Source organism: Paraburkholderia sp. BL23I1N1, assembly GCF_003610295.1.
Lineage (GTDB): Bacteria > Pseudomonadota > Gammaproteobacteria > Burkholderiales > Burkholderiaceae > Paraburkholderia.
In genome coordinates, this window is record NZ_RAPV01000001.1 from 5981531 (window position 1) to 5993959 (window position 12429).

At 63.3% G+C, this 12429-nt stretch carries 11 protein-coding genes; 7 read left to right on the forward strand and 4 right to left on the reverse strand.

What is annotated here, in order from left to right:
• The gene (locus B0G76_RS27960; RefSeq protein WP_120295356.1) at nt 1-1704 is read right to left on the reverse strand and encodes an ATP-binding domain-containing protein; all 1704 of its coding nucleotides are present in this window, start codon (nt 1702-1704) and stop codon (nt 1-3) included.
• Nucleotides 1705-1853: 149 nt separating this feature from the next.
• Between B0G76_RS27960 and B0G76_RS27965 the strand changes: the two genes are divergently transcribed.
• The 3 genes from B0G76_RS27965 (at nt 1854) to B0G76_RS27975 (ending at nt 3869) form a co-directional block, all read left to right on the forward strand.
• The gene (locus tag B0G76_RS27965; RefSeq protein WP_120295357.1) at nt 1854-2480 is read left to right on the forward strand and encodes a glutathione S-transferase family protein; all 627 of its coding nucleotides are present in this window, start codon (nt 1854-1856) and stop codon (nt 2478-2480) included.
• A gap of 32 nt (nt 2481-2512) precedes the next feature.
• The gene (locus B0G76_RS27970) at nt 2513-3139 is read left to right on the forward strand and encodes a glutathione S-transferase N-terminal domain-containing protein (protein WP_120295358.1); all 627 of its coding nucleotides are present in this window, start codon (nt 2513-2515) and stop codon (nt 3137-3139) included.
• Between the two features lie 109 nt (nt 3140-3248).
• Nucleotides 3249-3869 carry a Fur family transcriptional regulator gene (locus B0G76_RS27975; protein WP_120296880.1) on the forward strand — a complete coding sequence of 207 codons (621 nt, stop codon included), beginning with the start codon at nt 3249-3251 and terminating at the stop codon, nt 3867-3869.
• Between the two features lie 132 nt (nt 3870-4001).
• Here B0G76_RS27975 and B0G76_RS27980 read toward each other — a convergent pair whose 3' ends face one another.
• Entirely contained in the window at nt 4002-4514 is a 513-nt protein-coding gene (locus B0G76_RS27980; protein WP_120295359.1) for a response regulator, read from the reverse strand.
• Between the two features lie 502 nt (nt 4515-5016).
• Here B0G76_RS27980 and B0G76_RS27995 point away from each other — a divergent pair.
• Entirely contained in the window at nt 5017-5739 is a 723-nt protein-coding gene (locus B0G76_RS27995) for a ribonuclease activity regulator RraA (protein WP_120295362.1), read from the forward strand.
• A gap of 13 nt (nt 5740-5752) precedes the next feature.
• On the opposite strand, the gene B0G76_RS28000 is transcribed toward B0G76_RS27995, so the two are convergent.
• Nucleotides 5753-6526 carry a TetR/AcrR family transcriptional regulator gene (locus B0G76_RS28000; RefSeq protein WP_120296882.1) on the reverse strand — a complete coding sequence of 258 codons (774 nt, stop codon included), beginning with the start codon at nt 6524-6526 and terminating at the stop codon, nt 5753-5755.
• Between the two features lie 75 nt (nt 6527-6601).
• Here B0G76_RS28000 and B0G76_RS28005 point away from each other — a divergent pair, with 75 nt between their 5' ends.
• From B0G76_RS28005 to B0G76_RS28020, 3 genes are all read left to right on the forward strand, one after another.
• A complete protein-coding gene (locus tag B0G76_RS28005) occupies nt 6602-8149 on the forward strand; it encodes an MDR family MFS transporter (protein ID WP_183082161.1) in 1548 nt (515 codons plus the stop codon).
• A gap of 441 nt (nt 8150-8590) precedes the next feature.
• Nucleotides 8591-9661, forward strand: a complete 1071-nt coding sequence (locus tag B0G76_RS28015; RefSeq protein ID WP_120295365.1) for a hypothetical protein — start codon at nt 8591-8593, stop codon at nt 9659-9661.
• A gap of 203 nt (nt 9662-9864) precedes the next feature.
• Nucleotides 9865-10950 (forward strand): TAXI family TRAP transporter solute-binding subunit, encoded by a 1086-nt coding sequence (locus B0G76_RS28020; RefSeq protein WP_120295366.1) that lies wholly within the window; start codon nt 9865-9867, stop codon nt 10948-10950.
• 24 nt (nt 10951-10974) lie between these two features.
• Here B0G76_RS28020 and B0G76_RS28025 read toward each other — a convergent pair whose 3' ends face one another.
• Nucleotides 10975-12348, reverse strand: a complete 1374-nt coding sequence (locus B0G76_RS28025; RefSeq protein WP_120296883.1) for a PLP-dependent aminotransferase family protein — start codon at nt 12346-12348, stop codon at nt 10975-10977.
• Between the last annotated feature and the right edge of the window lie 81 nt (nt 12349-12429).

The window sequence follows — 12429 nt, forward strand, 5'->3', positions numbered from 1 at the left end:
TTAGGCTTCTTTCGCCTCCCTGAGCTCTTTCATTTCTTTCCCGTCCTTACTGTCGCGCAGATGCAGATGCCGCGCGGCCCGCTGTGAGGCGACAATGATCAGCTTCATCGTCGCGCGCGTAGCGCCGACGAACAGTTTGCGCGCGATACGTTCGTCGAACGATTCGAAGTCGACTTCGGTGAGAATCACGCAAGGCGCGGCCTGCCCCTTGAAGCGATAGATCGATTCGAACAGCACATCCCCTTCGCGGTACGCCGGGTTGCCGAACAGATCGTACTTACCGGTAAAACTACGCAACCGATGCGGGCCGAGATGATCCTGCGCGGTCATCGCCGAGCCTTCGCGGCCGCGAAACGAGAGCACGGCAATGTCCTGTTTGCGAAAGCCGAGTGACAAAGCCTGCGTGATCGCCCGCTTGGTCGCCTCGATGCTGCCTTCGGCAGCATTCGCTTCGTCGTAGACGGAGAGCGAAATGTCGGAGCCGTCGAACGGACTGCCCGACGCCAGACCCGCCGCCACCGGCACCGAAGCGCCCACCACGTCGCGCACATAATCGAGAATGTCGCGCGGACTGCGGTAATTGGTGGTTTCTTTCAGCGTGGTCCAGCCGCGCAACTCAACCGGCTCGCGCATATACAGATTCTGCAGCGGATCTTCGAGCCACCACCACGCGGCGCCCGGCCGCAACAGGCGGGCGAGCGCAGCCACCCAGGGCTGCTGGAAATCCTGCCCTTCGTCGACGATCAGCACGTCGAATTGCCAGCGCGCGTCGATCGGCGTTTCGGCGAAAGTCGTTTCAAGCCAGTTGAACACGTCACCGGACTGAAAATCGGGCTCGCGACCCGCGTCGCGTGCAATCCAGTCACACAACTGGTGATAGTTCGCCACCTTCGCCTCGGGCGGCGCAACCCGCGCGATGTGATCCGCCAACGGCCGGTTGAAACACACATACAAAGGCCGCTGCCCGCGCCCCACCGCCTCCTTCATCACCTGCACCGCGAGTTGGGTTTTACCGGAGCCGGCCGTGCCGATCACGCGCAGCCGGAACGGCGAAAACTCGAGCCGCCGCGCCCAGGTCGCGAGGCCGCCCGCCAGACGCGTGACGAGCGTGCCGGCCTGACCGACCAGCGCGCTGGCGTCGGGCGTGAGCGCGAGTTCGTCGGCGAGAAAGTGGTGGATTTTCGGGGCGCAGGCGAGACGCGCTTCATCGGCCGACAAGGCTTCGCGAATGATCGCGGCAAGCCGGTCCTTACGCGTCGCGTCGACGATCCGCGCGGGATTGACGCCGGCAATGGCCGCGTCTTTGACAATGTGGTCCGGGCAATACAGCAGCTCTTCGATGAAATAAGTACCCGCGCCGAACGCCGCGGTGAAGCGCCGGTGCAGCGTTTCGACGGTGTGCGCGAGCGCGATCGCCACATTGCGTTCCGTCTGGAGATAGACCTTGACGAGTCCTTTCGGCGTTTCGCGCAGGAAACCGGTTTTCTGTTCGACGATCATCACACGCCCGGCCGGACTGACGATCACGAAATCGGCTTCGCCGAACACCGAGAAATTCTGGTTCAGGCGGGTCCAATGCACGCCGTGATAGACCGTGTAGCCATCAGGAAGCGCATCTTCCAGCAAGGCGAGGGTTTCGCGTTCGCGTGCCGCCGCACCGGTGGCGGCGAGGCTCTTCCAGTCGTCGGGGACAATGCGGGCCATGCGGTGCCTCGTCGTATTCGGGTGCGCTCATTGTACGCAACGCCCGCGCGTTGCCGGCGTGCAAAACCACGGTATCGTGTATCGTTACTCGCTGAACGCCGCGCGCCGCGCGCGGCTTGCCAACCGCCATGTAAAAAAGGATTTGCCGGATGATTACGATCTGGGGACGCGCCAACTCGGTCAACGTACAGAAAGTCTTGTGGTGTTGCGACGAACTCGTGCTGCCGTACGAACGCATCGACGCGGGCCTGCAATTCGGCCGCAACAACGAGCCCGACTATCTGGCAATGAACCCTACGGGCAAGATTCCGACGCTGGTCGACGACGACTTCGTGCTGTGGGAATCGAACTCGATCCTGCGCTATCTGGTGCTGCAATACGGCGAATCGAGCCTCCTGTATCCGTCCGAGCCGAGACTGCGCTCCTGCATCGACCGCTGGCTCGACTGGTCGCTCACCACGCTGCAACCCGCGGAACGGCCCGTGTTCTGGGCTCTAGTGCGCACGCCCGCCACCGAGCGCGACACGGCCAGGCTCGCCAGCGACTTCGCCGCGGTTACGTTGCTGTGGCGCCTGCTGGACAACCATCTGCAAGGCCGCTTCTTCCTCGAAGGCGGGAAGTTCACGCTCGCCGATATCGTGATCGGCGCGTACGCGAAACGCTGGTTCGGGCTGGACGGCGTTGAACGTCCCCCGCTGCCGAATCTGGAGCGTTGGTATTCGCGGCTTGCGACACGCCCGGGGTTCAAGAAGTACGTCGATTTCCCCCTGACTTAACACCGACCTGGGCCATCCGGCGGCCATCCGACATGACAATCACGCTTTACGCATGGGGCACGCCGAACGGCCGCAAGGTCAGCGTCGCGCTCGAAGAAATGGAACTGCCTTACACGGTGCAACCGGTCAACATCGGCCGTGGCGATCAGTTCCAGCCCGATTTTCTGCAGATCAGCCCGAACAACAAGATTCCTGCCATTGTCGATACAGACGGGCCGGACGGCCAGCCGATCAGCGTGTTCGAGTCGGGTGCGGTGCTGCTGTATCTGGCCGAAAAGACCGGCAAATTCCTGCCGAAGACGCTGCGCGAACGCGTCCCGGTCCTCGAATGGCTGATGTGGCAAATGGGCGGTTTCGGGCCGATCCCGGGCCAGGTACACCATTTCGCCGCGCTCGAATCGGCCGCCGACCGCGCGTATGGCCTCAAGCGCTATTCGGACGAGACCCACCGCCTGTACGGCGTGCTCGACCGGCGCCTCGCGCAAACGGAGTTCGTGGCGGGCGAATTGTCAGTGGCGGATTTTGCGATTCTCGGCTGGGCATGGCGTCACGAACGGCACAAAGTCGACCTCGCCACCTACCCGAACGTGCAACGCTGGTACACGGCGCTGTTCGCGCGGCCCGGCGTGCAGCGCGGCTTTGCGGTGAAGCTCGATTGAGTCCGGCGGCCTCATCGGCGGACTCATGCCTTGCGGCAGCGCCCAGCTGCGACCGGCAAGCGCACCGGACACCGGCACAGCGAAGCACGATGGCCTTTATAATCGACGCATGAAGACCGCCAAGCCCGCCGCGACCGCCGATAAAACCACCCTTGCCGCCTCCGCTCATCATCATGAGCCGGGGCACCTGCATGGTGAGCACGGTCAATCGCAGGAAGCCGCACTGACTCTCGCGGACGAATATTGCCGCGAACGCGGCGAAAAACTCACGCCAATTCGCCGCAAAGTGCTCGAATTGCTGCTTAATTCCGGGCGCGCCACCAAGGCGTATTCGTTGCTCGACGATATGCGCCAGATTCACCCCGGCTCGGCGCCGCCCACGGTTTACCGGGCGCTCGATTTTCTGCTTTCGGCCGGGCTCGTCCATCGCATCGAATCGATCAATGCGTTCACCGTCTGCCACGACCTGACGCAATGCCAGCACGGCATTCTGGTGGTCTGCCAGCAATGCGGCAACGTCACCGAACTGCATCAGCCCAAGCTGCGCCAGGCGCTCGTCGCGCAAATCGAAGACGCGGGCTATCGCATTGCCAGCGATGAAATCGAATTGAAGGGATTGTGTGCCGCCTGTCAGGCAGCAGAAGCGGGAGCAGAAGCGGGAGCAAAAGCGGCAGCAGAAGCAGCCAACGCCGGTGCCAGTGCCGCAACGCCGGTCGGCGCCGGCAAATAACAGTACCGCCGGCAATCAGATCTTCAATCTGGTTGCCGACCCTTAGCTGACCCTTTGCTGACTGTTACTTCGCGCGCAAGCTTGCCGCCCGAGATGCGGCGGCAAGAACCCGCCACCCGCCTGCAAGACCGTTCAGCCCGCCGCGCGGGCGTCGATCGCATCGTGCAATAGCGTCACGAGGTCCTCCGGCAAAGCCGGCTTGGTCATGAAATGCTGGAAGCCTTCGCCGATGCTGCGCAAGCGGTAAGCGTCGTCGGTATGACCCGTGAGCGCCACCGCTACCGAAGGCGCGTGGTCGCCGCGAATCTCGTGGTCGCGCAGCCGCTGGATCAGATAAAAGCCGTCCATGGCCGGCAATTCCAGGTCGCACACCACGGCGTCAGGCAACAGCCGCAGCGCCGCTTCGACACCCTCTTCCGCATCCGCCACTGCGACGACATGCGCGCCTTCCGCCTCGAGTAACAAGGCCAGTGATTCCCGGCTATCCGGGTCGTCTTCGACGAGCACGATCGTGGCCTGATCGAGTCTCAATGCTCCGTTCATGTGCTGTTGTTGCTCTAAAAAACCGGTTGGGCCGTCAGATGCGGCCAACATATCGCCCTGCTGTTTGCCGCGAATTTGCGCGGCTGCGGTATTGCTGTTCATGGCTCCGACTCGATTTCGTGCGTCGAGTTGCATGCAGGCCCGCGATTGTAAAACATGGCCTGAGCGCAACGCGTGCGCACAGTAACGCGCCAAAATTGCACGCCGATGAAAAACCGGCCCTCGGCGCCGTTGCTCCGGCAGACAGATGCCGCCACCCGATTCGCCGTGACCGCTGACAGAAACCCGCGTGCGCCGCCTTTGTACGCGAGGCGTGTGCGCTGAACATTGATGCTCTCTTGCAACGCCAGCGCGATTACGTTTCACGCGCGGCGATTGCATCCACCCCTTCAAGTAGCATGTTGCGTGCCTCGGCGCTTTTGTCAGTTGCGCCGTTACGCCGCGGCACGATTGCGCCGGCATGGTTGCGCGAGCCTGCTGCGCGATCCACGGCGGCGCTATCATCGGATGCGCGAGATCGCAGCGGCTGCGTTCGGCCGCTGCGACGCAACACGGCAGATGAGCGCCATCTCCCCGCCCTAAACCTGAGGCCGCCCGACACACCATGCCCGATCTCGACTCCGCCACGCTCGAAACACTCCGCCACGTCAGCACCGCCACGTTGACCACCCAGTTGTTCAAGCGCGGCCTGCGCAATACGTTCATGCAGGGTGTCGCGCCGCTCGCCGCGCACAGTGGCGCGAATCTGGTCGGTCCGGCATTCACGCTGCGCAATATTCCCTCGCGCGAAGATATCGACGTGCTCGAACTATTTGCCGATCCGGAGTACGCGCAGCGCAAATGCGTTGAAACCATTCCGGCCGGCCATGTACTCGTGCAGGATTGCCGCGGCGAGCGCGGCAGCGCCTCGTTCGGTTCGATCCTCTCGCAACGCTTGCAGGTGCGCGGCGTGGCGGGCATGGTGTCCGACGGTCCGGTACGCGACAGCACGACGATCGTCGCGCTCGGCATGCCGGTGTTTTGCGCCGGGGCAAGCGCGCCGCCGAATCTGATCCGGCACCATGCGGCGGATATCAACGTACCGATCGGCTGCGGCGGTGTAGCCGTGTTTCCCGGCGACGTGATCGTGGGCGATGCGGACGGCGTAGTGGTGATCCCGCGCAAAATGGCAGCCGACGTTGCGCAGGCCGCGGCCGAGCAGGAACTACTCGAAGCATTTCTCACCGAGCGTATTCGCGACGGCGCTGCCTTGCCCGGCACTTATCCGCCAAACGAGAAGACGAAGGCCGCGTACGAGGCGTGGCGGCAAAATCGTCATTCTGAATGAATCAGCCGGGATGTCAGTTCGCTTTGCCGGAACCGATGCCCTGCATCAGCAAGGCCACCGCATGCCGGGCGATCTCCGCGCCGCCGATATTGCGCCGCATGGGATCGTTACGCCACAGCTTCGAGGCGGCCAGCGGCAGTATCGTCAGACCCAGCAACGTGACGAATACGAGCGACGGCTCCAGCCCCGCATTCAGGCGCCCTTCCTTTTGCCAGCGCTCGATGGCCGACAGCGACGCCTTCTGAGCCGCGTCGCCGAAACGTTCATGCATACGCTGGCGCAGCAGGCCGCCGTCGCTGATCACTTCGCGCACCCACAGCGACGGAAACCACGGGTTATCGCTCGCCACCTGCACCAAACGCTGCGCAAGTTGCGTGATTGCCGCCACCGGGTCGTCGGGATGTTCCCGGAACGGCACCCCGATCTCCAGCCGTAAGGGAACGAAACGCTCGTCGATCAGCACGTCGAGCAGCTGATCGCGCGTCTTGAAGTAGTAATGCATCATCGCCGGCGTGAAACCCGCCTCGCGGGCAATCTCCCCAAGCGTCGTGTCGACGATGCCCTGCCGCGCGAATAAGGCGAGCGCGGCGTCCAGCAAACGGCTGCGTTGCTCCGTGCCGCCAGCCGAACCCGAAGGCCTGCCGGGGCGACGCGGGGGTGCGGATGCCGCCTTCGCCGGTTCGCTCATGGAAGTTGACGCCGCCTTCGAAAGCTTGCGCGTCTTCTCGGCGACCGTCTTGCGCGGTGCGCGTTTCACTTTGTGTTCATCTGCCGGAATCCTTGCCATTGCATTCAATTTGACGAGTGACGCGATGTCGCATATATTAATCTCCGAATTAATTAATTTCAACACCGTGGTGCCATGGACCAATCGACAACGACTCAACCCGCCGGGCTCATGCAGCCAGGCGCGCAGCCCGAGGTGCAGCCCGGCGCGCAGGCAACCGATCACCCGCCGATCCGCCTGCTGTTTCCGGCATTGCTGCTGGTCATGCTGCTTGCAGCGCTCGATCAGACGATCGTCTCGACCGCGCTGCCGACCATCGTCGGCGAACTCGGCGGGCTCAACAACCTCTCGTGGGTGGTGACCGCCTACCTGCTCAGCTCGACCATCGTCGTGCCGCTGTACGGCAAATTCGGCGATCTGTTCGGCCGCAAGATCGTGCTGCAAACGGCGATCATCGTGTTTCTCGTCGGTTCCGCGCTGTGCGGTATCGCGCAGGACATGACCCAGCTGATCATCCTGCGCGCGCTGCAGGGGCTCGGCGGCGGCGGTCTGCTGGTCGTGACGATGGCCGCGATCGCGGACGTGATTCCGCCGGCTGAACGCGGCCGCTACCAGGGTGTCTTCGGTGGCGTGTTCGGTCTCGCAACGGTGATCGGCCCGCTGCTCGGCGGTTTTCTTGTCGAGCATCTGTCATGGCGCTGGATTTTCTACATCAACCTGCCGCTTGGCATCATTTCGCTGGCTGTGATCGGCGCGGTCTTCAAACCGCACGTGCGGCACGTGAAGCACACCATCGACTACATGGGCGCCGCGTTTCTTGCCGGCGCCCTCACCTGCATCATTCTGTTCACGAGCCAGGGCGGCACGATCCTGCCGTGGTCGTCGCCGCAGTTGTGGTTCACGTTAGGGATGGGGCTCGCGGCGATCTGGGGTTTCATCCACGAAGAGCGCACCGCCGTCGAACCGATCATGCCGCTCGAACTCTTCAAACAACGCACGTTTTTGCTGAGCAGTCTGATCGGCTTCATCATCGGCGTGTCGCTGTTCGGCTCGGTCACTTTCCTGCCGCTCTATTTGCAAGTGGTCAAGGGCTCGACACCTTCGGAAGCCGGCATGCAAATGCTGCCGATGATGGGCGGCCTGTTCGTGATGTCGATGGTGACCGGCCGCCTGATCAGCAAGATCGGCAAGTACCGCATGTTTCCGATCGCCGGCACGTTCCTCGTGGCCGTGGCCATGCTGCTGCTCGCGCGCCTGCAGATCAGCACGCCGATTCATGTGATGTATATCGACATGGGCATTCTCGGTTGCGGCCTCGGCATGGTGATGCAGGTGCTGATTCTCGCCGTGCAGAATACGGTCGAGTTCAAGCACATGGGCGTCGCCACGTCGGGCGCGACGCTGTTCCGTTCGATCGGCGGCTCGATCGGCGTGGCCAGTTTCGGCGCGGTGTTTTCGAACGGCCTTGCCGCGCGCCTGGAAAAACTGATTCCGCCCGACACCGAATTGCCGCACGCGCTCGGGCCGGCCACCATCCACCAGTTGCCGCAAGCGTTGCGCGACGATTATCTGCAGGCGTTTGCCGGCGCGTTGCATACGGTGTATCTGTCGGCGGCCTGCGTGGTGGTGCTGGCCTTCGCACTTGCGTGGCTTCTGAAGGATCATCCGCTGCGCAAGCACTGATTCCGTATCGCGTTTTTGCAGGCATTTTCTGCGAGCGTTTTCTGCAAGCGCTTGATGACGAGGTCGAACGCCACGGGCTTCGACCTCGTTCTGTTTTCGTCGCCGCCCTTCCGTTCCGCCGAGCCCGCGGTCGTTAGCTCGCCTGCAAGTCATGGCCACGCAATCGATGTGAAAAAAACGACCCGCCTGTTCGTTCTGCCGACATATGAAGTGTTTCGTCATACCTACAAATGTGCTTTTCCGCATCTGGGGTAGGTGAGAACGTCGATTGACGTTCTCACCGAAACGCCACATATTTCAAGCAGCGGCACCGCAAGCGAGAACTTGCGTCCCAAGGCTCTCCGGCGCATGTGGATCGTGATTTCCGCGGACGTACCTCCTGCCTCAACACGATCTGGAGCATGCCGTAACGACGTTGTTTTCCACAGGTGGGGCCACAGCATGTCCACCCAGACAATACTCGGCCATAGTTTTCCGATGCCCTGCAAACGCTGTGGCGGCGCCCTGTACCGGCAAGTCGACTATTGTCCATATTGCGGCGCGGTACATCCACTCGACGCCGGCCCACACAAGCGCACCGTGATTCCCGGCAGCCGCGCCAGCGCCAGCGCTAGCGCCATGAACAAGGCGGCGCAGAAGAGCGGCTTCGATCCGGCAGAGCCGGCTGAAACCGAACCCACCGTGCAGGCTGCGTTTGTCGACGAAGCCGCTCCTATCGAGCCTCCGCTGCAACTGCCGGTACTCGCGTCGCTTCCTGCGCGCACCGATCCGCCGCATTCCACCGACGCGCCGCAATCTGAAGGCCGCAGTGCTGTCCCGTTGCGCCGGGTGCTGCTCGCGATCGCGGCCATTGGCGCAATCGGACTAGCGTATGTCGCTTACGCGCTATTCAGCGACAACCGCGAATCGCAGAACGGCAATGCCGAGCAGACAGCAGACAACGTCCAGGACGCGAGGACGGCAACCGGCACAATTGCGCCCTACGCGCCGGCTCAATCGACGAAAGAGGCGACAGCGAGTAAGCCCGCCGTCCCTAGCCCCACCAGTCCCACCAAAGCCGCACCGGCGATGCCATCCATGCCCATCGCGCCGCCATTGGCCGCAGCGCCCGTAAAACCGGCGACGCCGCAGTTCCGCGATGCCGCGCAAGCGCTGCAGACAGCCCGTCTCGCCTTCCGCGCCAACGATCTGTCCGCGGCACAGGTGGCGCTTGGCGCAGCGCAAACGCTGCAACCCGGCAATAGCGACGCGCAAAGCCTGCAGACGGAATTGAAGCCGCTCGCCGCGCGCCGCGACGCCGCGTTGCAGGCAGCGCAAGCGTGCGCAACGCAACAGTCGTGGAGCTGCGCACGTCAGCACGCCAACGAGGCGCTCGCGATCGACACCGGCAACGACGCCGCAAAAACGATCCTCGAGCGCGTAATTCACGAGACAGGTTGGGCGCCAATCAAGCCGCATGCAGCGGTAGACAGTCCGCTCATCGATAAATCGTTTGGATACCGAATTGCATAGCGGTTGGCGAGATCGATTGCTCTCGCCGACCGCCGTGAATCACGGCACGCGCGATCGCACCGGCGATCGTTTGCCCACTGAGCGGAAACAGACGGACAAGGCACGCGCAGCACACCGAACATGAGCGGGCAAGCCGGCTCGCCGGTGCTTCGCGCGTGCCGGCGCGAGAAGCAGTTCAACCCTGACCGATAGGAAGGTAGATCATGCTGAAGAGACTTCTGGCGGGATGGCTGGGGCTGCTGCTGATGATCGTGTCTTCGATGGCAAGCGCCGAGCCTGCGCACTACAAGATCGTCACCGGTCCGGAACGGGGCACGTATATTCAGATCGGCCAGGATCTGTCGAAATGGGTCGCGCAGCCGGCGGGCATCGACCTGGACGTGATGGCATCGAAGGGCTCGGCCGAGAACGTTCAGCGCATGCGCTTCGAGCCGGGCGTAAAGCTCGCGCTGGTGCAGTCCGACGTGTATCAGGCCTATATCGACATGGCCAACGCCGGCAATACCGACGCGGGCACGACAATCCGGCCGCTCCGGCTCATCATGCCGCTCTATGACGAGGAAATTAACGTCGTGGTGCGCGCGGACTCGCCAATGAAAACCTTCGCCGACATCAAGGACAAGAGCATCAGCGTGGGTCTCATCGGCAGCGGCACCGCTCAATCGGCCACGACGCTCTATCACCTGATGTTCGGGCAGGGCATTCCCGAGCAGAACATCCAGCACCTGAGTAACGAAGACGCGCTGGCCGCATTGATCGTCAAGAAGGTGGATGTTGCGATCATCGTGGTCGGGCAGCCGGCGAAACTGTTCACCGACATGAACCCCGAACTGCTGCAACAGATCCGCCCTCTGAGGGTCGATCCCAACGCACCCGAAACCGCTCGCGCGAAGCAAACGTATTTTCCCGCCACGCTCCGCGCAACCAGCTATCCGAACTGGCTGAAAGAAGACGTCCCCACGCTGACGGTGAAGGCCTTTCTCGTCACCTACGATTACGGGCTGCGCGATACCGTCGGCAACCTGAATCATTTTGCCGACTCGTTATGCGCCAACTTCGACAATCTGCAGGAACACGGGCATCCGAAGTGGAAGCAGGTGAAACTCGAATTGCCGACGCTCGTGCGCGGATGGAAATACTACGGCCCCGTGGAGAAACATTTGCGCGCGTGTATCACGAACCGGAACGCGGGGATCAGCGCGACGGCGGCGCAAGCGCAGGCCCAAGCCGCTCAGAAACCGCACGCCGCCTGCACGGATCAGGAGCGTCTGCTTTTGCTATGCAAGTAATGTGGCGTGGCGACGAGCGCGCGTTCAGGCGTGCTCTTTCGCTGCGGCCGACACATCCATTGCCCGTTGCAGCGCCTCGTACACCTTCGGCCGGTTGCACTGCGACACGTTAAAGCGCAGAAAACCGGCCGCCGATTGCGACGCACTGAACACATTGCCCGGCGCGAACACCACGCTCTCGGCCAACGCGTGACGCGCGATGTCGGCGGCGTCGAGCGCATCCGGCAGGCGCGCCCACACGAATATACCGGCGCGCGGCCGCGTCCACACTTCCAGCCCTGCGTAGCCCAACCGCCTGATCGTCTCGCTCATGGCGTCCGCGAGTTTCGCGCGCATCGATTCCAGATGCCGCCGGTACGTGCCATCCACCAGCAGCCGATGCACGACGCTCGCAGCAAGCTGGCCGTTGCCGAACGAGGTGGCCAGCTTCAGATCGACCAGCGGCTCGACCCATTCGCTGCGCGCCGCGATGTAGCCGCAGCGCACGGCCGCAGACAAGGTCTTCGAAAAACTGCCGATCGAGACCACCCGCGCGAGACCGTCGAACGCCGCGAGACGCGGCGCCGGTTCGTCCTCGAAATCGGCGAAGATATCGTCCTCGACGATCAGCAGATTGTGCTCGCCCGCCAGTTTCAGCAGCCGATGCGCGACGGCCGGCGCAAGCGTGGCGCCGGTCGGATTGTGGATCGCGGAATTGGTCACGTAAAGCCGCGGACGGTGCTCGATCAACGCGCGCTCGAATGCCGCCAGATCGGGGCCGGACGGCGTATAAGGCACACCGACGATGCGGGCACGGTGCGCGCGCAGCAGCGCCTGAAAATTGAAGTAGCACGGATCGTCGATCAGGACCGTGTCGCCGGGTTCGAGCAGAAAACGGCAGACGAGATCGAGCGCATGCGTGCCGCCGTCGGTCAGCACGATCTGTTCGGGCGGCGCCGCCACGCCATGCTGCGCAAGCCGCCAGGCGAGTTGCTGACGCAGCGCGGGTAACCCGAGCGGGCTTGCATAGTCGGCGAGCGGCGACTGCGGATCGCGCGCCACGGCACGCAACGCGCGGCGCACGCCGTCTTCCGGCAGCCATGAGGGCGGCATCCAGCCGCAACCCGGCTTGAACACCTTCGCACCGGCCTCCAGCGATTGCCGCGTGAGCCACAGCGGATCGACCTCGCGATCCAGCCGCGGCCCGAGATCGGCGAGCGCGAGCGGCGGCGCATGACCCGACACGAAAAAGCCGGAACCGCGCCGCGCCACGATCACCCCTTCCGCGACCAGCCGGTCGTACGCTTCCACCACTGTCGACTTTGACACACCGAGTGTCTCCGTCATCGCACGGATCGACGGCACGCGCGCGCCCGGCATCAGCGAACGGCTCGCGATACGCTCGCGCAAGCTGTCCATCACCGTACCGACCCGCGTACCGGCTTGTGCGCCGGTTTGTGCGCCGGCTTGTGCGCCGGTTTGTGCCCCGATTTGCGCGCC

Coding starts and splice junctions, on each gene's coding strand:
- B0G76_RS27960 (WP_120295356.1), bottom strand. CDS start 1,704: ATGGCCCGCATTGTCCCCGACGACTGGAAGAGCCTCGCCGCCACCGGT.
- B0G76_RS27965 (WP_120295357.1), top strand. CDS start 1,854: ATGATTACGATCTGGGGACGCGCCAACTCGGTCAACGTACAGAAAGTC.
- B0G76_RS27970 (WP_120295358.1), top strand. CDS start 2,513: ATGACAATCACGCTTTACGCATGGGGCACGCCGAACGGCCGCAAGGTC.
- B0G76_RS27975 (WP_120296880.1), top strand. CDS start 3,249: ATGAAGACCGCCAAGCCCGCCGCGACCGCCGATAAAACCACCCTTGCC.
- B0G76_RS27980 (WP_120295359.1), bottom strand. CDS start 4,514: ATGAACAGCAATACCGCAGCCGCGCAAATTCGCGGCAAACAGCAGGGC.
- B0G76_RS27995 (WP_120295362.1), top strand. CDS start 5,017: ATGCCCGATCTCGACTCCGCCACGCTCGAAACACTCCGCCACGTCAGC.
- B0G76_RS28000 (WP_120296882.1), bottom strand. CDS start 6,526: ATGGCAAGGATTCCGGCAGATGAACACAAAGTGAAACGCGCACCGCGC.
- B0G76_RS28005 (WP_183082161.1), top strand. CDS start 6,602: ATGGACCAATCGACAACGACTCAACCCGCCGGGCTCATGCAGCCAGGC.
- B0G76_RS28015 (WP_120295365.1), top strand. CDS start 8,591: ATGTCCACCCAGACAATACTCGGCCATAGTTTTCCGATGCCCTGCAAA.
- B0G76_RS28020 (WP_120295366.1), top strand. CDS start 9,865: ATGCTGAAGAGACTTCTGGCGGGATGGCTGGGGCTGCTGCTGATGATC.
- B0G76_RS28025 (WP_120296883.1), bottom strand. CDS start 12,348: ATGGACAGCTTGCGCGAGCGTATCGCGAGCCGTTCGCTGATGCCGGGC.